This window comes from Vibrio sp. SCSIO 43097, from assembly GCF_023650755.1.
Taxonomy (GTDB): domain Bacteria; phylum Pseudomonadota; class Gammaproteobacteria; order Enterobacterales; family Vibrionaceae; genus Vibrio; species Vibrio alginolyticus.
Map to the genome: position 1 here is coordinate 2,362,917 of NZ_CP071840.1, position 23,696 is coordinate 2,386,612.

General features: G+C 43.6%; 19 protein-coding genes. 13 read left to right on the plus strand and 6 right to left on the minus strand.

The window, feature by feature from the left end; translation table 11 throughout:
- From J4N40_RS11485 to xthA, 4 genes are all read left to right on the plus strand, one after another.
- A complete protein-coding gene (locus J4N40_RS11485) occupies nucleotides 1-786 on the plus strand; it encodes a sulfite exporter TauE/SafE family protein (protein WP_115385848.1) in 786 nt (261 codons plus the stop codon).
- Nucleotides 783-1,328, plus strand: coding sequence for a primosomal replication protein (locus tag J4N40_RS11490; protein WP_033905048.1), 546 nt, complete (start codon nucleotides 783-785; stop codon nucleotides 1,326-1,328). Before J4N40_RS11485 ends, J4N40_RS11490 begins: the two co-directional genes overlap by 4 nt.
- Nucleotides 1,328-1,492 (plus strand): pleiotropic regulatory protein RsmS, encoded by a 165-nt coding sequence (gene rsmS, locus J4N40_RS11495; RefSeq protein ID WP_005378432.1) that lies wholly within the window; start codon nucleotides 1,328-1,330, stop codon nucleotides 1,490-1,492. The genes J4N40_RS11490 and rsmS overlap by 1 nt, the downstream gene beginning before the upstream one ends.
- A 95-nt stretch (nucleotides 1,493-1,587) precedes the next feature.
- The gene (gene xthA, locus J4N40_RS11500) at nucleotides 1,588-2,394 is read left to right on the plus strand and encodes an exodeoxyribonuclease III (RefSeq protein WP_005378433.1); all 807 of its coding nucleotides are present in this window, start codon (nucleotides 1,588-1,590) and stop codon (nucleotides 2,392-2,394) included.
- 93 nt (nucleotides 2,395-2,487) lie between these two features.
- Here the strand turns inward: xthA and J4N40_RS11505 are convergent, their stop codons facing one another.
- The 6 genes from J4N40_RS11505 to J4N40_RS11530 all read right to left on the minus strand — a co-directional run bounded on the left by J4N40_RS11505 (nucleotide 2,488) and on the right by J4N40_RS11530 (nucleotide 10,233).
- Entirely contained in the window at nucleotides 2,488-5,211 is a 2,724-nt protein-coding gene (locus J4N40_RS11505; protein ID WP_115385847.1) for an ImpA family metalloprotease, read from the minus strand.
- A 154-nt stretch (nucleotides 5,212-5,365) separates the two neighbouring features.
- Entirely contained in the window at nucleotides 5,366-6,043 is a 678-nt protein-coding gene (locus tag J4N40_RS11510) for an ABC transporter permease (RefSeq protein WP_053349436.1), read from the minus strand.
- 3 nt (nucleotides 6,044-6,046) lie between these two features.
- Nucleotides 6,047-6,787: an ABC transporter permease gene (locus J4N40_RS11515; protein ID WP_005378436.1), complete on the minus strand. Its 741-nt coding sequence runs from the start codon at nucleotides 6,785-6,787 to the stop codon at nucleotides 6,047-6,049.
- An 81-nt stretch (nucleotides 6,788-6,868) separates the two neighbouring features.
- On the minus strand, nucleotides 6,869-7,639 hold the full coding sequence (aotJ, locus tag J4N40_RS11520) for an L-arginine-binding protein AotJ (RefSeq protein ID WP_005378437.1): 771 nt from the start codon (nucleotides 7,637-7,639) through the stop codon (nucleotides 6,869-6,871).
- An 83-nt stretch (nucleotides 7,640-7,722) separates the two neighbouring features.
- Nucleotides 7,723-8,493 carry an ABC transporter ATP-binding protein gene (locus J4N40_RS11525; RefSeq protein ID WP_054729268.1) on the minus strand — a complete coding sequence of 257 codons (771 nt, stop codon included), beginning with the start codon at nucleotides 8,491-8,493 and terminating at the stop codon, nucleotides 7,723-7,725.
- A gap of 264 nt (nucleotides 8,494-8,757) precedes the next feature.
- The gene (locus tag J4N40_RS11530) at nucleotides 8,758-10,233 is read right to left on the minus strand and encodes a 54K polar flagellar sheath protein A (protein ID WP_213870128.1); all 1,476 of its coding nucleotides are present in this window, start codon (nucleotides 10,231-10,233) and stop codon (nucleotides 8,758-8,760) included.
- A gap of 453 nt (nucleotides 10,234-10,686) precedes the next feature.
- Here J4N40_RS11530 and J4N40_RS11535 point away from each other — a divergent pair, with 453 nt between their 5' ends.
- The 9 genes from J4N40_RS11535 to J4N40_RS11575 all read left to right on the plus strand — a co-directional run bounded on the left by J4N40_RS11535 (nucleotide 10,687) and on the right by J4N40_RS11575 (nucleotide 23,672).
- Nucleotides 10,687-12,234 (plus strand): DUF3360 family protein, encoded by a 1,548-nt coding sequence (locus tag J4N40_RS11535; protein ID WP_005378441.1) that lies wholly within the window; start codon nucleotides 10,687-10,689, stop codon nucleotides 12,232-12,234.
- A gap of 303 nt (nucleotides 12,235-12,537) precedes the next feature.
- A complete protein-coding gene (gene pflB / locus J4N40_RS11540; protein WP_005378442.1) occupies nucleotides 12,538-14,814 on the plus strand; it encodes a formate C-acetyltransferase in 2,277 nt (758 codons plus the stop codon).
- Between the two features lie 153 nt (nucleotides 14,815-14,967).
- Nucleotides 14,968-15,945, plus strand: a complete 978-nt coding sequence (locus J4N40_RS11545) for a lipid A deacylase LpxR family protein (protein WP_005387855.1) — start codon at nucleotides 14,968-14,970, stop codon at nucleotides 15,943-15,945.
- 211 nt (nucleotides 15,946-16,156) lie between these two features.
- Entirely contained in the window at nucleotides 16,157-16,897 is a 741-nt protein-coding gene (gene pflA, locus J4N40_RS11550) for a pyruvate formate lyase 1-activating protein (RefSeq protein WP_005378444.1), read from the plus strand.
- Between the two features lie 154 nt (nucleotides 16,898-17,051).
- Nucleotides 17,052-17,717: an energy-coupling factor ABC transporter permease gene (locus tag J4N40_RS11555; protein WP_053303246.1), complete on the plus strand. Its 666-nt coding sequence runs from the start codon at nucleotides 17,052-17,054 to the stop codon at nucleotides 17,715-17,717.
- Nucleotides 17,718-17,853: 136 nt separating this feature from the next.
- Entirely contained in the window at nucleotides 17,854-18,354 is a 501-nt protein-coding gene (locus J4N40_RS11560) for a YfbU family protein (protein ID WP_005378446.1), read from the plus strand.
- A gap of 493 nt (nucleotides 18,355-18,847) precedes the next feature.
- The gene (locus tag J4N40_RS11565; RefSeq protein ID WP_005378447.1) at nucleotides 18,848-20,782 is read left to right on the plus strand and encodes a PrkA family serine protein kinase; all 1,935 of its coding nucleotides are present in this window, start codon (nucleotides 18,848-18,850) and stop codon (nucleotides 20,780-20,782) included.
- A gap of 47 nt (nucleotides 20,783-20,829) precedes the next feature.
- A complete protein-coding gene (locus tag J4N40_RS11570) occupies nucleotides 20,830-22,101 on the plus strand; it encodes a YeaH/YhbH family protein (RefSeq protein WP_005378448.1) in 1,272 nt (423 codons plus the stop codon).
- Between the two features lie 11 nt (nucleotides 22,102-22,112).
- Complete coding sequence (locus J4N40_RS11575; RefSeq protein WP_005378449.1) at nucleotides 22,113-23,672, plus strand: SpoVR family protein; 1,560 nt, start codon at nucleotides 22,113-22,115, stop codon at nucleotides 23,670-23,672.
- The last annotated feature ends 24 nt before the right edge of the window (nucleotides 23,673-23,696 follow it).

Genomic DNA, 23,696 nt, shown 5'->3' on the forward strand with positions numbered 1-23,696 from the left:
ATGGAAATGATTGAGCCAACCATGCTGTTGGTGTTGGCGCTTGTCGCTTTTGTCGCAGGATTTATTGATGCAGTTGCCGGTGGTGGTGGCATGCTTACCGTACCTGCTCTACTTTCGCTAGGCTTGCCGCCTCATATTGCACTAGGCACCAATAAACTTGCCGCTACCTTTGCTTCTTCTACTGCAGCATTTACGTACTACAAAAAACGTCTATTCAAACCTCAATGCTGGAGGCGTGCATTCGTGGCAACACTCGTCGGAGCGACATTAGGTACGCTATTTGTAGATGCGATTAGTACGGACTGGCTGGAAAAAGGATTGCCGCTTGTTATTTTGGCGGCAGCGTTGTATACCGTTTTTCATAAAACCCCCCACTCTGCTCATCAAAGTCCAATACCCGAGCCTTGCCCAAAACTTCATAAAAAACAGTACATGCAAGGCTTATCCATAGGATTCTACGACGGACTCGCAGGGCCTGGAACTGGGGCTTTTTGGACAGTAAGTTCAATGGCGCTGTACCGGCTGAATATCTTGCTCGCCTCTGGCTTAGCAAAAGCAATGAACTTTACCAGTAACTTTACCTCTTTGATCACTTTTGCATTCCTCGGACATATCAACTGGGTGCTAGGCTTAACAATGGGAGTATGTTTAATGGCTGGTGCTTTTGTTGGCGCGCACTCCGCTATTAGATTTGGTTCTAAATTCATTCGTCCTGTATTTGTTACTGCCGTCAGCATACTAGCCATTAAATTGGCTTATGACGCATGGTTTGTAGGTTTGTCATGAACATTTCTCAACTCCAGGAAAATCTAGAACAAATGGCGAAGCAAGCCGCTGTTCTTGACCGTCAAAGAGGCGAACATCATGTTCCGCTTTTTGATGAGCGTTTATTTGGTTGCCGCTCTCGCTTACTTACTCCTTGCGTAAAAGAAGCAAAAGCCACGCTGGATGCGATTGTGCGTGAGCAAAATGAAGGTAAGCTCACCGCTTTGCGTGCTGAGTACCTCACTGAACGGTTAGTGGCGCAAATCGGTGCAATTCAACGCGAGATTTCTACCACTAAAATTCGTAAGAATGAAATCAAACATAGCAGCTATTTCCGCAAGCCTATCAACGTGCTTTATCAGGAACTCGCTCAACACCAAGAGTGGGCAAGACGCTTGCGCGAGATGGTGTTAGAAAAAGAACGTGCTGTCGAAAGCGCTCCGAGTTTTATGCGTGCCGACGCTCAAAAAGTATTACTAGCAACCGAGCAACGTTTAGCGCGTTGTGAAGCAGCACTTCTTAAGCTAGAGAACCAAATTACACATAGGGAAAAACATCAATAATGGCTGATCAACCAACCTCGCCTTTAGATGACGCACCTGAAGAGATCAAACTGGCTGTCGATTTAATCTATTTGCTTGAGAGCAATGAGATAGATCCAGAAGTTGCGCTTAACGCTTTAAAGATCGTGCAAAACGACTTAGAAAACAAATTAAAAGCAAAGTAGCTCAGAGCGTTTCAATCCTTTCACCGAGACTCATTTTCAGTGCTCTTACACAATGATACTATTCATAAAAAAGTACGCCCCCAAAAGGATAAATAATGAAAGTAATCAGCTTTAACATCAATGGACTACGTGCGCGACTGCACCAACTCCAAGCGCTAATCGACAAACACCAACCTGATGTGATTGGTCTTCAGGAAATTAAAGTTCACGATGAAGCATTCCCGATTGAAGCTGTCGAAGCCATGGGCTACAAAGTGTATTTTCATGGTCAAAAAGCACATTACGGCGTAGCAATGCTTTGTAAGCAAGAGCCTCTACACGTACAAAAAGGGTTCCCGACGGATAACGAGGAACATCAAAAGCGCATGATCATGGCAACGTTTTTAAATGAAAACGGCGAAAAGGTCACTGTGCTAAACGGCTATTTCCCTCAAGGGGATAACATCAGCCACGAAACCAAATTCCCATACAAGCGCCAATTCTATAAAGATCTGATGACCTACCTAAACGATCATCACAATAACGACGAGCAATTGATTGTTATGGGTGACATCAACATCAGCCCTATTGATGCAGATATCGGTATCGGCGAGCCAAACCGTAAACGCTGGCTAAAAACAGGTAAATGTTCATTCCAACCTGAAGAGCGCGAATGGTTGAAAACCTTACTAGACTGGGGCTTTGTGGACACCTTCCGTAAGCTATACCCAGAGGTGAACGATCAATTTTCGTGGTTTGACTACCGTTCTCGCGGTTTTGATGATAACCGTGGCCTACGAATTGATGTCATTTTGGCAACCCCTTCTCTAGCGGAAAAGTGTATTGAATCTGGTATCGACTATGAGCTTCGTGGTATCGAGAAGCCTTCAGATCACGCACCAATCTGGTCAACATTTAAGTAATATATTGCAAAGCTATAAGCGAGACTCAACGCTAAGCTTAGTCCAATAAAAAGGGAGACTCAGTCTCCCTTTTTCATACAAATTACCAGTTAATCACTGATTCAGCGGCCAAACCGTTTGACCATCAATAGTTATCGGTGTTTGAGCAAATTCGTTCAGACAGTAGCCTGTATTACTACTTGCAAAGTAAGTGAGCGGCATCGGCGGTAGATTCAGCGCCACAACCTGCTGTTTCGCTTTTTCTGTGAACGAGAACCCCCACATATCGAGATAGTTAGTCATATCTCGCTGAGAGATGTAGCTCAGAGCAATAAGCAACCAGTCGTTGTTCGAGATTCTATTTGCTTCTTCCCGAGAGTAGTTGGCGAAACCAATGCTCAATCGTCTCTCATCCCAAAGCGCATCGTCCGATTTTAAGCGGTTAAACTCACGTTCAATCAGGTGCAAGCGCGCCAATAAATGCCAACCATTTTTAAGCACACCTTCATGCTGCGCCGCCATCATCATTTGAATGTAAACACGAGCGCCCCAACTCCAACTGGTTTGATTTTGCGCAGCCATGTATGCGTTTGGATCCGCTTGAGTTCGGCTAGCTTGCAATAATTCAAACTGGCCTTTGAAATCCAAGCTTTGGCAAGTTGAAACTTTTCCCGTATTCTGGAAGAAACGAGACTTACTGTAATACGAGTAGTAATTGGTCGTTGAATGCCCTTCCCAGCCTGAAAATCGGAATCGACCTTTTTCTAAACCATGACCAAGCTCATGTAAATCACCGTGACCGAGTGGGCTGAATGACCAATAAGCATCGTAAGGGTTACCCGAACAACCATAACCACACGTCGCTTGGTCAGCGTTCATGTGCTTCACTATATCAATATTGGCGATTTCCCAACCTTGGTTTTGGGCGTATTGAATAATTTCAGGCACTTCATCTATGCCCGGCCCTTGGAAACCTGCCAGCACATGCGGGTAGTTGTGAACATATTCTTCTGTTGCAAGCGCCATTTCCGAAGGGGTAGACCACATTTCATCGTTGACCGACTCCAACATTTTGTCGCGCTTTGAGTGTACTTCAAACCCAGGAGTGATCAGCTCAGCCCAATCGAATAAATTGGCTTCTAACTGTTGAATAAAAGCGTCGTTGTCCTTCTCACTTCTCCAAACTGGATGCTGTGCCACATGATTAAATTTCAGTTCAACCGGAACATCATTTTTGTCAAAGTGAACCTGTACTGGACCACCATAAGGAGAAGTCAGCGTGATGGTTTCACCCGGCTTCACTTCATAGCCGAATGAAGTCAGCAGTTTTGGTCGCGTGTATCCATCTTTGCTGAACTCATGAGTTGCACCACTTCTTAAAGTGTTGATGACAATCTTAGTCGCCACATCATTGCTGTCATTACGTTTAACCGTAAAGGTTTCCCCAGGAAGCGCATACACACCAGCCGAACGGAAGTTACGCTTTGATTCCATATTAATCGTTGCACTGATTCTCTTTATGTCAGGGCTAAACTCACTACGGCTGAAGTTCCCCATATTTGGTTGTTTTGGGTTTACGCTTCGGCTGTTGTATTGCACGTAATCGGCAAAGTACGACTTTAGGAATTCGGTCGTTTGGGTTGATTGTTTGTCCATCGGGAAGACAACCGTTTGACGATAATGATCAGCCAGCAATACCATGAGTTTTTCGTATTGGTAGCCGTTTTGATTAAACAAATCTACTTTTTGTTCATCAAGCTTTTGCAACCAATGGCGAATGCTGTTTGCCCCTGCATAAAATTGACTGTCCATATTCGCAGTGTCAGGGCAGGATTTGTCATCACACTTTGACAAGTCAACGTTGAAATTTTGAGATTCAAAACGAGACAACAGCGCTTGTTGTGTGATGACAGAGTCCGGCACAACGTTCATCAACGATGAAGGTTCCCAGTCGACCAAGCCTAACTTACGCCAATAGTTATCTCCCACATAATCAACATGGAATTTTTCCAAAATGTCTTGGCCAAGATCAGTTAGTCCTCCATCCCAATGCAGGTATAGAACAGGAATTTGGGCTTGCTCAGCGTATTCCAAAGCTTCGAGTACTGGTTTGTTGGTATCTCCAGATTGCAGATGCTGTGACAAGATCAATAAGTTTGGAGTATTGGTTTGCAAGCAGCTAAGTAGCTTCGAACCATCGCATAGGTTGGCCTCGTTAAACGCCAACTCTTGTGAAACATTGTCTTTCAGCCAATTCCGAGTCGCTTGCTCATCCGGAAAGTAATAAGACTGATCCATTTGCGCGATGACGACGTTTGAAGTAACTCCGCCCGACAACCAAGTGACCAGGTTACTTAACCATTTCGTCATCGCTGCGTTGGAAGAGTCGGGAAAACGTTGTGCCGTTCTAAATGGGTTACTACCTAATAGTGCGTAACGTTGACCATTAGACTTTTCCCCGGCAACGCCAATTGACAGAGCTTGATCTTTGTAACCGCTTGCCATGGCCTTATTGGTCATCAAGATGGTGTCGTTGAAGCCATACTGAGGTGCCAAGATCGCGGCATCATGGGTTGGATCCCAATAAAGACCTGAAAGGTTTTTCGCAATTGCAGACTTGATCGTATTCGACTGCATCTTGTGAGCTTCCACAACCTGATGACTTTTACGAATGAAATCGCTCGGGTCAGAAACGAGCAGTGCATTACCAGTTTCCAGAGCTTGTTGAACTGGAGCTGGCGTTGGTTTTGCTTGAGCATTAGGTTGTGATTCTCTCTCTCCCCCACCACATCCTGTGGCTAAGGCGGCAATGCCCAACGATAGAATTGTTTTTTTCATTTTTACTTACTAAACAATGAGTTTACCGAATGTTAATGTAAGTTAATGAATAATAAGAAAGAGTCTTTTACATCGGCTGGAAAAATAGGAATGAAGATAACAAAATTATCAAAAGCAATAGCACCCATTCCGGTGCTATTACCTCTATTGATAATTAGCTTAAAGGACGTAGATAAGCTAAGAAACGCTTCTCTGCCACTTTGAAACACCACAAGATCATAAACGTCAGTGCCATGTAGAACAGCCCCGCCGTCAGGAAAGACTCAAATGGTGCATAGTAGCGCGAGTTAACTAGACGCGCAGCACCAGTTAAATCCATGATGGTAACGATGCCCGCGACTGCACTTCCGTGCAGCATAAATATGACCTCGTTTGAATAAGCTGGTAATGCTCGACGCAATGCACTCGGCAAGATAATACGTCTATATGTCATAAACTTACTCATGCCATATGCTTTCGCAGCTTCCACCTCACCTTTCGGCAAACCATTAATCGCACCACGAATAATTTCTGCGGTGTAAGCCGATGTATTCAGAATAAAAGCGACCAAAGCACAGAACCAAGCGTTCTCCCACAAGGTATCTTTCACAGGGAAAAACTGATCCATGCCGTAGTAAATCAAATACAGCTGAACCAATAGCGGCGTTCCACGGAAAAAGTAAATGAATCCCCAAGAAGGTAAGCTTAGAGCGTAATTGGTACTATTGCGTGCCACGGCTAATGGGATAGAGACAAACAAGCCAATAACCAACGCTAATCCCACTAACCAAACTGTTGTCCAAAGTCCCTGAAGATAAGTTGGAAAGCTTTCAATAATCAAAGAAAAGTCCATAACTTACCTCGCATGAATACTGAACTTACGCTCAACAAGCTTGAGTAGCCCGGTCGAAACGCTGGTAAAAAATAGAAAGATGAGCGCGACAGCCATGTAAAAGGTGAACGGCATTTTCGTTGTACCTGCTGCCAATGAGCTCATTCTCACCATGTCATCCAGACCAATAATGGAAACTAACGCTGTGGTCTTAAGTAACACTAACCAGTTATTACCAAATCCAGGTAATGCATGACGAATCATCTGAGGAAGTAAGATTCTTCTAAACGATAAAGCAGAACTCATCCCATAAGCTTTCGCCGCTTCTAATTCACCCTTGTCCACCGCCATGATCGCTCCACGAAAAGTCTCCGCCATGTAGGCGCCAAAGATAAAACCAATCGTGAGTACACCAGCTATAAATGGGCTGACATCAATATAATCAGGTAAGTAAGACGTCCATTCATGGTTTGGATCACTCGAGGCAAACCACTCGTTGAGCGTTTCGTTGATGGAGTAAAGGCTGTTATTTAAAAGTATTTGTCCACCAAAGAAAATTAGCATCATCAGAACCAAATCTGGAATGCCGCGAATGACAGTGGTGTAAAGAGTGGCAATCGCCCTTGCCCATTTGTAAGGCGCTAACTTAGCTAGTGCGCCAAGCATGCCTAAGACCATGGCGAGAATGAGTGAAAGCACTGCAACTTCTATTGTTACTAAAGCTCCTTTCAAAATCGAAGCTTCGTATCCTTGTAAATCTAGCATAGGTGAGTTCCTAATCCCTAAACTCAAAAAATCGACCGTTGACTACTTCTAGGAACAAGCCAACGGTCGCTTAATTACGGTTTATTCACCGTACACATCGTAGTTAAAGTATTTACCAGCAATTTCTTGGTAAACACCTTTCTCACGTAGTGAAATAATTGCTGCGTCTAGTTTCTTCGTCAGATCTTTGTCTTGTTTACGAACAGCGATACCCATACCTTCGCCAAACCATTTTGGATCGGTTAACGATGGTCCAACAAACTCATAAGCTTCGCCACCGGCTTTGTTGATCACACCCTCTTCTAGAGCAGACGCATCACCTAAAACGGCAGCAATTCGACCATTTTCTAGATCAAGATACGCTTCATCAAAAGAGCCATAACGCACAATTTCAACATCATCGCCATAGTTGTCAGTTAAGTACTTGTCATGTGTCGTCGCACGTTGCACGCCAATTTTGACATCTTTAAGATTATCAAAATCTAGACCCGCACCTTTCTTAGCGATAAATTTATTTGGAATTTGTGCGTACTTGCCAGTGAAATCGACTTTTTTCTTGCGCTCTTCAGTGATAGACATTGCTGCGATGATGGCATCGTACTTACGTGCAAGCAGAGAAGGAATAATACCATCCCAATCTTGAGCGACGATTTTGCACTTCACTTGCATCTCTTCACAGAGTGCATTTGCCATGTCTACGTCAAAGCCTTTTATTGAGCCATCAGTTTCTGTCCAGCTAAACGGAGGGTAAGCACCTTCGATACCAAAGCGAACTGTTTTCCATTCTTTCGCTTGGGCAACACCTGATACTGCCGTTGCAGCAATCGTTGCTGCTAATAACCACTTTTTCATTTCCATACTCCTGTGATTGCTATTTTATTTCGTTTTGTTTGTTGTGTTGGCTTAGGAGGCAATAGTCTGCCGCCTAACAAATATTAGTAAATGGATGAGATAAACTGCTGTAATCGTTCTGAATCCGGGTTTGTAAATAGCTTAGCTGGATTTCCCTGTTCTTCCACTAAGCCTTGATGTAAAAACATCACATGGTTTGATACGTCACGTGCAAACGCCATTTCGTGCGTGACCACCAGCATAGTTCGCCCTTCATCTGCCAAATCTCTCATTACCCCCAGAACTTCTCCTACAAGTTCTGGGTCAAGCGCAGAAGTTGGCTCGTCAAACAACATCACCTCTGGGTCAACTGCTAGCGCACGGGCAATAGCTGCACGTTGCTGCTGGCCGCCAGATAAGTGCCCAGGGTAATAATCCTTACGCTCATACAAGCCTACCTTCTTAAGCAAGACTTCTGCGTTTTCAATCGCTTGAGCTTTTGGAACGCCTAAGACATGAACAGGCGCCTCAATCACGTTTTCTAGTACGGTTAGGTGAGACCAGAGGTTGAAACCTTGGAAAACCATTGCCAGGCGTGAGCGAATACGTTGGACTTGCTTTTCATTAGCAGGAACAGATTCACCTGCTCTGCTGTTCTTCATTTGGATTAATTCACCATTTACCCAAATTTCGCCCGCGGTAGGCGTTTCTAGCAAGTTGATACATCTGAGAAAGGTACTCTTACCTGAGCCGGAAGAGCCAATAATGGAGATAACATCTCCTTTGTGCGCGGCAAGTGAAATGCCTTTTAAAACTTCATTTTGTCCAAATGTTTTGTGCAGGTCTTTTATATCTAGCGCTGGTACATCATTCATGCGCCCTACTCCCTGTGTTTTTGTCACTGCAATTAAGGGACTCCGCCCTCTCTAATTCGGAACAAATTAGCACCGCCCTTTGAAACTTGCAACAAATTATTAACCTAAATAATTCGAATAGAAAGATACGATAGACAAATTAATATGCAATATATAGCAACATATTCTTCAAAAGTTGAATATTAAATATAAAAAAGCCCCTTTCAAAGGGGCTTAATAAATTTACAAAAGTGTTAATTGAAACCTATTCGAGGTCGCAATGAATTAATTAAAACGACTGACTACCAGCGAGTTTGAAGTACGTAATGTCACCTCATTTTCTAAGCCTTCTTTTTCAGAAGTAATGATGCCATCTAGGTCTTCATCTAGTTCAGGCTCTGACGCTTCACCATTGGAGAAGAAGCTCATGAAAACTTTAGAATCAATATTACTATCTTCATTCACTACCAAAGCAGTGCGATTAAAATCGTCCGAAGCTGAAACTTTCAAACCGTTAACGGCCGATGTTGGGAAGTTGTAGTAATGCAATTCTGGAACAACAACAGAATCACTATTACTTGTTGTGAAAATGCGATGTGTGACTCTGTAGTCGCCTGAAGTTGCAAAGTAAGCGACACGAGTAAAGCCTTCAGTAGACGATGTTAAGCCCATGTCCAGATCAATCACGGACTCTGCACTTCCTTGCGCTGATACACTTGGTTTTGTGTTCGGCAGGTTATCAATATTTAAGTAAGCACTCGGATCAACGTCAATATCCCATCCGTCAGAGATCGTTTCGTTAAGTAGAGACTCCCAACCATTAACTTGATTCTCTGAGAACGCCATGTATACCCAAGTTTCTTTATTCGTTGCACTAGGGCGATTATATTCAACGGCCGTTTTATCCAGCTTCAACGCGTCATATGCAAAGCCGTTAGTAACAAAGCCAATGTTGAGCGAGTCGTAAGTATAGTCAGAAGACGAATAAATGTTTGACGTATTATCCGCTCTAACTAAGGCTATCTCACCAGTTCCCCACGAACCAATACCATACTGGTAAAGCGCTTTGTCGCTTGAACCTGATTCATACTGAAACAATGCCGTTGGTTCACCTTTAAGCCCCATCAGTTCATCAGTAGGCAACATATCAGGGTTCGGAGACGTGAAAATATCGGTTTGCGAGACAAAGTTGTAATCTCCGCCACCTGATTCAGCGTTTCGGTAATCTAAGTTAGTAAACTTATTGCTTGCTAAGTTACCGCCAGTAAAGCATTTGTTCAAAGAGTCTCGGTTTAGTGCAAAAGTAGCATTACGTAGTTTCTTATCTTGCAAGAACTCTTTTGAAAACGTGTTTACGCGAGCTTCTTTGCCGTTAAATTCTATTGCTTGAAACGTTACAAAGCCGCCGTCAGGGATATCTTCAAGATAAAACTTAAAGTTATCAGTGGTAGGTTTGATAATGTCTCCGGATCTTTTGCCATCGGCATCAGAGTAGTAACCGATAACATAGTTGGTCACTTGCTCTTTTGACGCTGCACTGTAGGTTAAAACCGTTTTATCGCCGTTCAGCTCAGTTTTGTGGTCATATACAGTACAACCTTTCGTAGTTGCTTCACTTTCAGTCATTGTTGCTGGTATAGCAAAATCAAAAGTAAACGCAGTTTTCGGCGCTGCACCACCGCCACCGCCGCCACCGCCGCCGCAACCGACCATTAACCCTGAGATGATTGCCACTAGTGGCAGTACTTTAAGCTGTTTCATGTCTTTTTCCTAAACTGAGCGGCAATGATTAGCCAAAAAATTGTCTTTGCTCTGTCCAAAGCAAGAATAAAGCCAGCTTTATATAATCACCGTGAATATTGACATTTAATCTGCATCTCGTGCAAAAGGACAAAAAGTTCTAATTTTATGCAACTTGTGTAATGAAATTACACAAGATCTCCGCATCTCATTCGCATGCCAGAAACTTTCTGTAGTTTTATTTCACAACCATTCTTAAAGTGATCTAAATCAATCACCCTAAATGGCTATCTTGCTAGACTCCTGCCAAAAGATGAGGCTTTTTTTGTGCCTCAACACAATAAGTTATTAGCTATGCTTAGGCACAGTGTCGACGTGTAACAAATCTAACAATAGCTAGCATAAGCGTGCCGCAGGATGCGGATTAACACAATTGAATGAAGAATTCATAACTTTTAAATATATGAGGAATCTATGTCAGACGCAGTTAACAAAACGCACTCTGATTCAGATATCGAGACCAAGAGCTACCGTGAGCTTCATCGTCCAGCATCTGAGTTCGCAAGCCGTTCAGACTACCTAGACCACGAACTACAAATTATGAAGCCACGTCGTTTTGGCTTGAACTTGCCAGGTCGTGACTTCCGCTTTGAGCTTGAAGACCTTGTTCCAGCGCTTGCTGGTACTATCGGTATTATCGCAATGTACTCTGCGGTAATGATGTCTTGGGCTGAAGGTCTTACTGCAGCATGGGACCACGTAAACTTAGGCAAGGACTTTGCTATCGAAGTTGCGCGTGTAGAAATGCTCATCCCTGCACTTCTTTTCTGTGTACTTGCCTCTGGTTTTATTAACCCTAAAGCCAACCTAGCAGGCAACCACGGCCCAATGATCCCTCTTATTGGTACCATCGCTCTTGCTGGTGCTCACCCTCTTGCATTAGCAATTCTCATTGGTGTGTTTGGTTTGATTTTGAGCCTCTTAAAAGGTGGGTCAAAACTGGTTAACCTCACCTCTGAAGGTACGGCTGGCGGCCTTCTTATTTTCTTAGGTTTAACCGGAACCATGAGCCAAATTAACTCTATTCAAGCTTGGGCTGTTGGTTTGCAATCCGATACGGTTGCCGCTGGTAGCATGGGTTACATCGGTCTAATTGTTCTTGCGGTTACCATTGGCTTATACGCGTTCCTTGCTAAAGTGAACAAACGCTGGCTAGCGATCCCTGTTTGTGCCTTCACTGGGCTTGCAATCGCACTGGCTCTTGGCGCAGGCTTCGATATTAAATTCGTAACCGAGACAGGCCTTCCAAACCTAAATCCAATCTACTGGTGGGGTTCAACAGAAGAAGGTTGGATGCTTGGTCTTCCTAATATGGAACACTTCATCGCTTCACTACCATTCGCAATTCTTGCGGTAGCAATGTGGTCACCTGACTTCTTGGGTCACCGTATCTTCCAAGAGATGAACTACCCACGAAAGAGTGAGAAAGTGCTGATGGACGTTGATGACACAATGACAATGTGTTCCGTTCGCCAAATGGTCGGTACTGCAGTGGGTGGTGGTAACATCACATCATCTTGGGGGACTTACATGATCCCTGCTGCAATCGCGAAACGCCCTATTCCTGCTGGTGCCATCTTACTAGGCTCTCTATGTATTATTGTTGCAATCCTTGGTTTTCCTATGGACGTTGCAGTATGGCCTCCAGTTATGCGCGTTGCTCTTCTCGTTGGTGTATCTCTACCACTGCTTGAAGCTGGCATGCAGATGGTGAAGGACTCGAAAGACTCACAAGCAGCAGGTATCTGTATCTTTGGTTCTGCCGTTGTTAACCCAGTTCTAGCTTGGGCACTAACTATGCTTTTAGATAACAACGGTTTAATTGGAGATAAAGAGCGCGCGTCTCGCCTATCATTTGTAGACAAGATTGTGATCCCAGTAAGCGTACTTGTTATCTGTTTAGTTGCTATGCTTGCAGTTGGTATGCTTGAAGGCCAGTATGGCATCCAAGCTTGGCTATAAGCTAGCAGTCCAGAAATTTGTGGGTAGCGCTCGTCGCTACCCCATTTTTATCGAGATTTTTGAGGATTTATTGATTTAGTTTAAGGTTTGCAAAAAAATTTTAGTTTAACCTCTAACTGTTGCTTAAAAAGAGAAACGTTAAAACTAGTGACAATATTTATAGTTTTGTAAATCGAATACGTAAATTTAAGACTATAAATATTGTTATTCATAAGAGTGTACTGTTCCCCTCTTTTATCTGGGGATAGCTGGCTCAACGGCGAAGCAGTACGTATTTTTTTCTACTAAAAAGGTAGGTATGTCATGGCAGAGCAATTTGCTAAAGCTTGGGAAGGTTTTGCTGCAGGCGACTGGCAAAACGAAGTAAACGTTCGTGATTTCATTCAGAAGAACTACACTCCGTACGAAGGCGACGAATCTTTCCTAGTTTCTGAAGGTACTGAAGCGACTAACAAGCTTTGGGCTAAGGTAATGGAAGGCATCAAACAAGAGAACGCGACTCACGCTCCTGTTGATTTTGATACTTCAGTTATCTCTACCATCACTGCTCACGATGCAGGCTACATCGAAAAAGACCTAGAAACTATCGTAGGTCTTCAAACTGACGCTCCTCTAAAACGTGCGATCATCCCTAACGGTGGTATCCGCATGGTTGAAGGTTCATGCAAAGCCTACGACCGCGAGCTAGACCCACAAGTTAAAAAAATCTACACAGAATACCGTAAAACTCACAACCAAGGCGTTTTCGATATCTACACTCCTCAAATCATGGCGTGTCGTAAATCTGGCGTACTGACTGGTCTTCCAGATGCATACGGTCGTGGTCGTATCATCGGTGACTACCGTCGTGTTGCTCTATACGGTATTGACTTCCTAATGAAGGATAAATTCGCGCAGTTCTCTTCTCTACAAGAGCGTTTTGAGAACGGCGAAGACCTACAAATGACAATGCAGCTTCGTGAAGAGATCGCAGAGCAACACCGTGCTCTAGGTCAAATCAAAGAAATGGCTGCAAAATACGGTTGTGATATTTCTCGTCCTGCTGAAACTGCGCAAGAAGCTATTCAGTGGACTTACTTCGGTTACCTAGCTGCTGTTAAATCTCAAAACGGTGCGGCTATGTCTCTAGGTCGTACTTCTACGTTCCTAGACATCTTCATCGAACGTGATATCGCGGCTGGTAAGCTAACTGAAGAACAAGCTCAGGAAATGATCGACCACTTCGTAATGAAACTACGTATGGTTCGTTTCCTACGTACTCCTGAGTACGATGATCTATTCTCTGGCGACCCTATCTGGGCAACTGAGTCTATGGGTGGTATGGGTCTTGACGGTCGTACGCTAGTTACTCGTACAAACTTCCGTTTCCTAAACTCACTATACACTATGGGTCCTTCTCCAGAGCCAAACATCACTGTTCTTTGGTCTGAGCAACTACCTGAAGGCTTCAAGAAGTTCTGTGCGAAAGTATCTATCGATACTTCTTCTATTCAGTACGAAAATGACGACTTAATGCGTCCAGACATGAACTCCGACGACTACGCGATCGCATGTTGTGTATCTCCAATGGTTGTTGGTAAGCAAATGCAGTTCTTCGGTGCTCGTGCGAACCTTGCGAAAACAATGCTTTACACCATCAACGGTGGTGTGGATGAGAAGCTAAAAATCCAAGTTGGCCCGCAAATGCCTAAGATCGAAGGCGATGTTCTTAACTACGATGAACTGTGGGAGAAAATGGACCACTTCATGGATTGGCTAGCGAAACAATATGTGACTGCACTAAACGCTATCCACTTCATGCACGATAAGTACAGCTACGAAGCGGCACTAATGGCTCTACACGACCGTGACGTTAAACGTACTATGGCTTGTGGTATTGCTGGTCTATCTGTTGCGGCTGACTCACTATCTGCAATTAAATACGCAAAAGTTAAGCCAATTCGTGACGAAGACGGTCTAGCAATCGACTTCGAAATCGAAGGCGATTACCCTAAATTCGGTAACAACGACCCACGCGTTGATGACATTGCATGTGAACTTGTTTCTGTATTTATGGGCAAAATCCGTAAGCTTAAGACTTACCGTGATGCAATCCCTACTCAGTCAATTCTTACTATCACTTCAAACGTGGTTTACGGTAAGAAAACTGGTAACACGCCTGACGGTCGTCGTGCTGGTGCTCCATTTGCTCCAGGTGCAAACCCAATGCACGGTCGTGACGAGAAAGGTGCTGTAGCATCACTAACTTCAGTTGCTAAACTGCCGTTTGCTGACGCACAAGATGGTATCTCTTACACATTCTCTATCGTACCTAACGCACTAGGTAAAGATGAGGGTTCACAACGCGCTAACCTTGCTGGTCTTATGGATGGTTACTTCCACCACGAAGCGGGTATCGAAGGTGGCCAACACCTAAACGTGAACGTTCTTAACCGTGAAACTCTAGAAGACGCAGTTAAGCACCCAGAGAAATACCCTCAGCTAACAATCCGTGTATCTGGTTACGCTGTTCGCTTCAACTCTCTAACTGCAGAGCAACAAGCTGACGTAATCGCACGTACATTCACTGAGTCTCTATAAGACTATAGCGAAATAACGTTCTAGTAATACAACAAAGGCTGATGCTAAGTAGCATCAGCCTTTTTTTATTTCTTGAATGAAAGTTGTGATATCGCGAAAGACTTTTGCCCGCATTCTTACGTATGATGCGAAAAAAGTTAGCAAATAAAGTCTATGAGATTTAGTAAATTAATTATTCTTACCCTTCTTTCTCCAGTTGCAATAGCATCCACTAAGTCTACGGTTTCTTTTACCATCGACAACGATGGTATTTTTGGCGTCGATCAAGACTATACGAATGGTGTTTTCCTTTCTTACGCGACAGACCAACTGACACAAGAAAGCCAATGGAAATGGCTGAGTCTAGCTAACTCAGAGCACGCCAATATCGATAAAATAGAGTTGGTTCTTGGCCACAAAATGTGGACTCCAAGCGACATTGAAGCCGATTATCCACTAATCAATGATCGCCCATATGCCGGTTACCTACACACCGAAATCAACTACCTTTCCCTAACGAGTGACAAAGCTGTACGGTACAATTTCACCATAGGAGCTACGGGTGAAAGTTCGCTATCAGAAAAGGCGCAAGAAATCGTTCACGGCATAACAGGATCGACGGACCCTCAAGGTTGGGATTACCAGATTGAAGATAAAGTTGCGTTCAGCCTTGGTTACCGCGTATTTAACAAATTGATGCGCAGCGAAGAACAAAAAACACAATGGGAGATTACCAACATTAACGACATCAATGCGGGTAACTTCCGTAGTGATGTCTCTCAAGGCGTCATGTTTCGTTGGGGTACAAACCTAGCGAATAGCATCGGAGCCGCCAATATCAGCGTCGAAAGCCCTTTCTCAGCAAGTATGATCGCTCAGAACACGTCGAGTTGGTTCTTGTTCACCGGGTTTGAAGGTCGTTACCGCTTTAATGACATGACTATCGAAGGAGATCGTCCTGGCATTCCTGAACCGTCAGCGCCATACGACGTCACACTGCAAAATTGGCAAGCAAGTGCCGTCGCGGGGGTATCTTGGTACAACCAAAATTACGGTGCAAGCATCACCTTTACAATTAAAACACCGGATTATGAAGAAGCCCAAACCGATGTTTATGGGACAGGCTCGTTCTCCGTGTTCGCCTTTTTCTAAAAACTGGATTATCCCAGCATCGAAGTCAATCTAGATACACGGCAAGTTCTCGGGGTAGGTATTAACCACCTCGTGTTCAAGCGTTTATGTAGATTGGCTCCATCTATTTTCTTTCTTCAAATAACCTTGCCTTTAGTACCGACAAAGCTGTTTTAACCCTGCTTTTTGTAATAAAATAACAGCTAGAATTTACTAGTAATGAGAGCAAAAGATGTCAACAGCTGGTCGTATTCACTCATTTGAGTCATGTGGTACCGTAGACGGACCTGGTATTCGATTTATCGTCTTCTTGCAAGGTTGTTTAATGCGCTGTAAGTATTGCCATAACCGCGATACTTGGGACACGCATGATGGCAAAGAAGTCACGGTTGAAGAAATCATTTCCGAAGCGAAAAGTTACCGCCACTTCATGAATGCATCAGGTGGTGGCGTTACTTGTTCTGGCGGCGAAGCGATGCTTCAACCGGAATTCGTACGTGATTTTTTCCGCGCTGCTAAAGCCGAAGGCATTCATACATGTCTAGATACTAACGGTTATGTTCGTAAGCACACTGATGTTATCGATGAAGTACTGGATGCAACAGACTTAGTCATGCTTGACATCAAACACATGAAAGACGAAGTGCACCAAGATCTCATCGGTGTATCCAACCGACGCACATTGGACTTTGCTCGTTACTTACAAAAAATCGGAAAGAAAACATGGATTCGCTATGTCGTCGTGCCTGGTTACACAGATGACCCAGAAGCAGCACACATGCTTGGTGAATTTATTAAAGACATGGATAACATCGAAAAGGTCGAGTTACTTCCTTACCACAAATTAGGGGCTCATAAGTGGGAAGCGTTAGGCTTAGAATACCCACTCGAAGGCGTAAACCCGCCACCGAAAGAAACCATGGATGAAATTCAATCCATTCTTGCTCAATACAACGATAACGTAAAATACTAAGTGAACCGCAAGACTAACCTCTTTAAGATACCAGCTTATTGCTGGTATTTTTTTGATTATATCTAAGCCTTATCAGTGAGTTTCTCTGCGGTCATTTAGGTATAAAAAGAACGATAGAAATGATTGCGTCATGTTCGCATAGGAAGGAAGTAACATGGATTTGTTTAACTTAGGCTCTCTTGTTGTCTCAATTTGGATAGTAGTAGTCTACTGCCTACCAGATTGGAAAAAAGTCGTTTGGCCAAAACTGGAAAAAGAGAAAGGATTTCAGCACCTCGTTTTTGCAACGCTCTTCTTTTTCAGTATTTTATGGGCCGCTCAAGCAGGTGTAAAAGAAGGATTACAGATTCATTTTCTTGCACTAACAACGCTGACGATGATGTATGGTTGGCGCATGGCATTTCTACTCAGCATTCCCGCTATGTTGGTCAACCACCTACTACATGATGTGTCCTTGCTACTCTTACCCACGTCGTTAGTTCTATCTGCCCTAATTCCGATTTTCATTAGTTACTTAGTGTTTCTTCTGAGTTACCACTACTTGCCACGAAACATTTTTGTTTTCATCTTCGTTGCTGGATTTTTCAATGGCGCGATAACAGGAAGTCTGCACCTCATCATTAACTCTTTTTATCACCTATCAGTTGGTCACTACGATTGGGAAACCATTCAACATAACTACTTTGTTTTTGTGCCGTTGCTCGCCTTTCCAGAAGGTCTATTAAATGGTATGGCACTGGCGGTTTTAACCGTATTCAAGCCAGAGTGGCTGAGAGTATTTTCAGACCGAGACTACATATACAATCATTACCATAAATAAGTGTTTTCAAACTGGTCAAAAGTGACAGTTCTTGCCATTTTTTAGTATTAAATATGTGTTGAGATCATGTTTCACTCATGTCTTAAGCGTTAACCTAAGCACATTAAAAATGTATTAGATATCTAGTGAGGTCACCATGGAAATGTCAAACGCTCAACGTTTGATTCTATCAAACCAATACAACCTTATGTCTCAACTTGATCCAAGTAATGCGGCCAAATACAAACGCTTACAAACGATCGTTGAACGTGGTTATGAACTACAAATGCGAGAGTTGAACAAAGATTTCGGCTGCCTCTCAGAAGCAGAGTGTCGTGAGATCATCGACGTTATGGAGATGTATCATGCGATGCAAGAGTCTTACAACATGCTAGACGATGAAGATCGTAGCAACGTGGATCAACGTCGCTTGAAGTTCTTGGGATTTGATATCGCTTCAGAAGCGCAACAAGTACATTACGTACGTTTTCTCATCGATTCTGAAGGTTTGTACCCTCAGTTTGACAAGGCAGATCATCACTTTAACAGCCAAATGCCGATGCTAGATAAATACCGCCGTATGCTGCAAACTTGGCGTAACTGCCCTCGTCAGTATCATTTATGTGAAAACGAACTAGCGCAAATCTTCAGCGCATAAAATGGTCGTCTAAGAATGAGGAGAGCGCCCGCTCTCCTTGTTATTTACCCTGTCACAAACTTATCTAAGACTTTGCTCTCTTCCTACCTCTTTCACTTACCTTGCTCAATGTAGAACAACGAATCACTGAGACTCTTCTGTCTTTGCCAAATATTTGATTTCTATTGCACCTATTCACGACATAAATTCGTCCTTAATAAAAGAGTGATTCAAATGTCACTTTTACAATAAATTCATAATTGTTAAGCAAAATTGCAAATCCCCGACTAGGCTTAAGTAGAGAAAGGCTGTGATTGAAAAATTCATATCCACCGCTCACCGTTGTAACGAAAAAACCGTCCATAAAGCAAAGTCTTTGGTGTCGCCAATCTTACATTCTGTACGAACCAAATGTGATAACAGGACGTATATTCAAACAACAACGAGCATAACTGTTGGTGGAAAGCCTGAATCAACGTTCGTCGGTAGACTGACTATTAAAGGGGAAAGCGACATGAGTATTTTCGACCACTATCAATCAAGATATGAAGCTGCAAAAGATGAAGAGATGTCGTTACAGGAGTTTTTAGCCCTGTGTAAAGATGACAAAAGCGCTTATGCTAATGCAGCAGAACGCCTACTGATGGCGATTGGTGAACCAGAGATAATCGATACGGCAAAGGATCCGAGACTAAGCCGAATCTTCTCGAATCGTGTTATCTCTCGTTATGAAACCTTTAAAGACTTTTATGGCATGGAAGATGCCATAGAACAAATTGTGTCTTACCTAAAACATGCGGCGCAAGGCCTAGAAGAGCGTAAGCAGATTCTTTACCTACTCGGCCCTGTAGGTGGCGGTAAGTCTTCGCTTGCAGAAAAGCTTAAGGCTCTGATGGAACAGATGCCTATTTATGTTCTTACTGCTAACGGCGAACGCAGCCCAGTGAATGACCATCCATTCTGCCTATTCAAAGCCACAGAAGATGGCGATATTTTGAAAAAAGAATACGGCATCGAGCACCGTTATCTTCGCTCGATAATGTCTCCTTGGGCCGCTAAACGTCTTCACGAGTTTGGTGGTGATATCACCAAATTTAAAGTAGTGAAAGTACGCCCTTCTATCCTTGACCAAATCGGTATTGCCAAAACTGAACCAGGCGATGAAAACAACCAAGATATCTCATCATTGGTTGGTAAAGTCGATATTCGTAAGCTTGAACACTATTCGCAAGACGATCCAGACGCTTACAGCTACTCCGGTGCGCTGTGTAAAGCAAACCAAGGTTTAATGGAATTCGTTGAGATGTTCAAAGCACCAATCAAAGTGCTTCACCCGCTGTTAACAGCAACGCAAGAAGGCAACTTCAACGGCACAGAAGGCCTTTCTGCGATTCCATTCGACGGTATGATTCTGGCTCACTCAAACGAATCTGAGTGGCAGACCTTCCGTAACAACAAGAACAATGAAGCGTTCTTGGACCGTGTTTATATTGTGAAAGTACCTTACTGTCTACGTGTTTCAGAAGAAGTCAAAATCTACCAAAAACTTCTTGAAAACAGTGAGTTGTCTCAAGCCCCTTGTTCACCAAGCACGCTCGAGACTCTGGCACAATTCAGTATTCTTTCTCGACTTAAAGAGCCTGAGAACTCGTCCATCTTCTCTAAGATGCGCGTATACGACGGTGAAACGCTGAAAGATACGGATCCAAAGGCAAAAAGCTATCAAGAGTATCGTGATTATGCTGGTGTCGATGAAGGCATGAACGGTCTCTCAACACGTTTTGCCTTTAAGATTTTGTCACGCGTATTTAACTTCGACCAAACCGAAGTGGCAGCCAACCCTGTACATCTATTCTATGTGATTGAACAACAGGTTGAGCGCGAACAGTTCCCTGCTGAAACAGCAGAGAAATATCTCGAGTTCTTGAAAGGCTACCTAGTACCTCGATACGTTGAATTTATCGGTAAAGAGATTCAGACCGCTTATCTTGAGTCTTACTCTGAATACGGCCAAAACATCTTCGATCGATATGTCACCTATGCAGACTTCTGGATTCAAGATCAAGAGTACCGAGATCCAGAAACTGGTCAGCTATTTGATCGCTCTTCACTGAATGCTGAGCTAGAGAAGATCGAAAAAACAGCTGGTATTTCTAACCCGAAAGATTTCCGAAACGAAATCGTTAACTTTGTGCTTCGTGCGAAAGCGAATAACAATGGTCAAAACCCGGTTTGGACCAGCTACGAAAAACTGCGCACAGTAATCGAGAAGAAAATGTTCTCCAATACCGAAGAGCTACTTCCGGTTATCTCATTTAATGCGAAAACCTCTTCTGAAGATCAGAAGAAGCACGACGACTTTGTCGCTCGCATGATGGAAAAAGGCTATACCGAGAAACAGGTTCGCCTACTTTCTGAGTGGTACCTACGAGTACGTAAGTCATCCTAACCCAGTATTGAGTTAGGTCGCTTGTGAAACATGAAGAGGGCTATTTCATGGCGCAATTTATAGACCGAAGGCTCAATGGCAAGAACAAGAGCGCTGTTAATCGACAGCGCTTCTTGAAGCGCCACAAAGAGCAAATAAAAGAGTCGGTAGCAGACGCAGTGAATCGACGCTCGATTACGAATACGGAAACGGGCGAAGACGTCTCTATCCCTCACAAAGACATCAATGAGCCTATATTTCATCAAGGCAAAGGTGGTGTTCGCGAACGAGTTCATCCCGGTAACGACCAATTCATTACTGGTGATAAGATTGAGCGTCCCAAAGGTGGCGGTCAAGGTAGCGGCTCTGGAGAAGGGAACGCCAGTCCAGATGGAGAAGGCCAAGACGAATTTGTATTCCAAATATCAAAAGATGAGTACCTCGATATTTTGTTCGAAGATCTCGAGCTGCCTAATCTAGAAAAAAACCAAATTGCCAAAATCACAGAATGGAAAACGCACCGTGCAGGCTTTCAAACTGCCGGTATCCCTTCCAATATCGCCGTAGTACGTTCTCTGCAACAATCTCTTGCGCGCCGTACTGCAATGACTGCTGGTAAGAAACGACTTCTTAAAGAGTTAGAAGACGAACTTGCTCGCATCAAAAATATTGAACCTGCTCAGCAGTTTGAAGAGAACCGCTTGAAGGCTGAAATTGAAGAACTGCGCAAGAAAATCGAAAGCGTGCCGTTCATCGATACCTTCGACTTACGCTTCAAGAACTATGAGAAACGCCCGGTACCATCAAGCCAAGCGGTCATGTTCTGTCTAATGGACGTATCCGGTTCGATGGACCAGGCAACGAAAGACATCGCAAAACGCTTCTATGTTCTTTTGTACTTGTTCTTAACTCGTACCTACGAGAATGTCGAAGTCGTCTTTATCCGCCACCATACCCAAGCGAAGGAAGTGGACGAGCACGAATTTTTCTATTCACAAGAAACCGGGGGTACCATTGTATCTAGCGCGCTCAAGTTAATGGATGAAATAGTAAAAGAGCGATACCCGATTGGTCAGTGGAACATATATGCAGCTCAAGCATCCGACGGTGACAACTGGGCAGATGATTCGCCAAGATGCCGGGATCTGTTAGTGAACAAATTACTTCCAAACTGTCAGTACTACTCTTACATAGAGATCACGCGGCGCTCGCACCAAACTCTATGGCATGAGTACGAAAAACTCACTGAAGAGTTTCCTAATTTCGCAATGAAAAACATTCGCTCTGTGGAGGATATTTTCCCAGTCTTTCGTGAACTATTCCAAAAAGAAACGGCGTAAGGAGGCTAGCGATGAATACCGCAACGAGAAACCTCTCAGGAGAGGCGCCTAAGAAGCGTAACAGTAAAGTGTTGCCAGATGGACCAGATTGGACATTTGAGCTGTTAGAGCGATACCACAAAGAAATTAAGCGTGTCGCGGAGCATTATCGCCTAGACACTTACCCTAACCAAATAGAAGTGATTACTTCAGAACAGATGATGGATGCCTATTCAAGCATCGGCATGCCAATCAATTACAACCACTGGTCATTTGGTAAAAAATTCATTCAAACAGAGCAGAACTATAAACATGGTCAAATGGGGCTAGCCTACGAGATTGTGATTAACTCCGACCCTTGTATTGCTTATTTGATGGAAGAAAATACGGTAACAATGCAAGCACTCGTGATAGCACACGCGTGTTACGGCCATAACTCTTTTTTCAAAGGTAATTACCTATTCCAAACGTGGACTGACGCCAGTTCTATTATCGACTATCTGCTGTTCGCCAAAAAGTACTTAGCCGAATGTGAAGAACGATATGGCGTAAAAGAAGTGGAAAAGCTGCTCGACTCTTGTCACGCGTTAATGAACTTTGGTGTAGACCGCTACAAGCGTCCAGAGAAAATCTCAATTACAGAGGAAAAAGCAAGACAAGAAGAACGCGAAGCATACCTACAATCTCAAGTTAATGAGCTTTGGCGCACGGTACCAACAGCCAAGACGAAAGAGGAAGACATTAAAGAGCGATTCCCAAGCGAGCCTCAGGAAAACTTGCTCTACTTCTTCGAAAAACATGCGCCGTTGCTAGAGCCATGGCAACGTGAAGTTGTTCGGATCGTCCGTAAGATCAGTCAGTATTTTTATCCGCAAAAACAAACGCAAGTCATGAATGAAGGCTGGGCAACGTTCTGGCACTACACCATACTCAACCATCTTTATGATGAGGGCTTGGTGTCTGAAAAGTTCATTCTAGAGTTCTTACATAGCCACACCAGTGTCGTGGCTCAGCCGCCTTATAACAGTCCTTACTTTAATGGCATTAACCCCTACGCGTTAGGCTTTGCCATGTTCCGAGATATTAAGCGTATCTGCGAAGAACCAACTGATGAGGACAAGGAGTGGTTTCCAGATTTAGCAGGAACCGACTGGTTAGATGCAGTGCATTTCGCGATGCATAATTTCAAAGATGAAAGCTTTATTAGCCAATACCTTTCTCCGAAATTAATGCGTGATTTCAAGCTGTTTGCGATCAACGATGATGACCATAAGAACTTTATTGAAGTCGCTGCTATACACGATGAGATGGGTTATAAACGCATTAGAGAAACCTTAGCCGCTCAGTATAACTTATCTAATCTTGAGCCAAACATTCAGGTGTTTAATGTCGATGTCCGTGGTGATCGATCGCTTACGTTGCAGTACGTTCCTCACAACCGCATCCCACTTGATGATAGTTACGAAGAAGTTCTAAAGCACGTGTACCGATTATGGGGCTTTGATGTCATTCTCCAAGAAGTGAAAGACACCGGTCACCGAGAGGTGTTAGCGACCTGCCCTAAACGGAACCAATACGACACTAACATTTAACTAATACCGCGATACGAGTAAAAC

Coding starts and splice junctions, on each gene's coding strand:
- J4N40_RS11530 (WP_213870128.1), bottom strand. CDS start 10,233: ATGAAACAGCTTAAAGTACTGCCACTAGTGGCAATCATCTCAGGGTTA.
- J4N40_RS11560 (WP_005378446.1), top strand. CDS start 17,854: ATGGAAATGTCAAACGCTCAACGTTTGATTCTATCAAACCAATACAAC.
- aotJ (WP_005378437.1), bottom strand. CDS start 7,639: ATGAAAAAGTGGTTATTAGCAGCAACGATTGCTGCAACGGCAGTATCA.
- J4N40_RS11490 (WP_033905048.1), top strand. CDS start 783: ATGAACATTTCTCAACTCCAGGAAAATCTAGAACAAATGGCGAAGCAA.
- J4N40_RS11515 (WP_005378436.1), bottom strand. CDS start 6,787: ATGCTAGATTTACAAGGATACGAAGCTTCGATTTTGAAAGGAGCTTTA.
- J4N40_RS11565 (WP_005378447.1), top strand. CDS start 18,848: ATGAGTATTTTCGACCACTATCAATCAAGATATGAAGCTGCAAAAGAT.
- J4N40_RS11485 (WP_115385848.1), top strand. CDS start 1: ATGGAAATGATTGAGCCAACCATGCTGTTGGTGTTGGCGCTTGTCGCT.
- pflA (WP_005378444.1), top strand. CDS start 16,157: ATGTCAACAGCTGGTCGTATTCACTCATTTGAGTCATGTGGTACCGTA.
- rsmS (WP_005378432.1), top strand. CDS start 1,328: ATGGCTGATCAACCAACCTCGCCTTTAGATGACGCACCTGAAGAGATC.
- J4N40_RS11525 (WP_054729268.1), bottom strand. CDS start 8,493: ATGAATGATGTACCAGCGCTAGATATAAAAGACCTGCACAAAACATTT.
- pflB (WP_005378442.1), top strand. CDS start 12,538: ATGGCAGAGCAATTTGCTAAAGCTTGGGAAGGTTTTGCTGCAGGCGAC.
- J4N40_RS11510 (WP_053349436.1), bottom strand. CDS start 6,043: ATGGACTTTTCTTTGATTATTGAAAGCTTTCCAACTTATCTTCAGGGA.
- xthA (WP_005378433.1), top strand. CDS start 1,588: ATGAAAGTAATCAGCTTTAACATCAATGGACTACGTGCGCGACTGCAC.
- J4N40_RS11505 (WP_115385847.1), bottom strand. CDS start 5,211: ATGAAAAAAACAATTCTATCGTTGGGCATTGCCGCCTTAGCCACAGGA.
- J4N40_RS11535 (WP_005378441.1), top strand. CDS start 10,687: ATGTCAGACGCAGTTAACAAAACGCACTCTGATTCAGATATCGAGACC.
- J4N40_RS11555 (WP_053303246.1), top strand. CDS start 17,052: ATGGATTTGTTTAACTTAGGCTCTCTTGTTGTCTCAATTTGGATAGTA.
- J4N40_RS11570 (WP_005378448.1), top strand. CDS start 20,830: ATGGCGCAATTTATAGACCGAAGGCTCAATGGCAAGAACAAGAGCGCT.
- J4N40_RS11545 (WP_005387855.1), top strand. CDS start 14,968: ATGAGATTTAGTAAATTAATTATTCTTACCCTTCTTTCTCCAGTTGCA.
- J4N40_RS11575 (WP_005378449.1), top strand. CDS start 22,113: ATGAATACCGCAACGAGAAACCTCTCAGGAGAGGCGCCTAAGAAGCGT.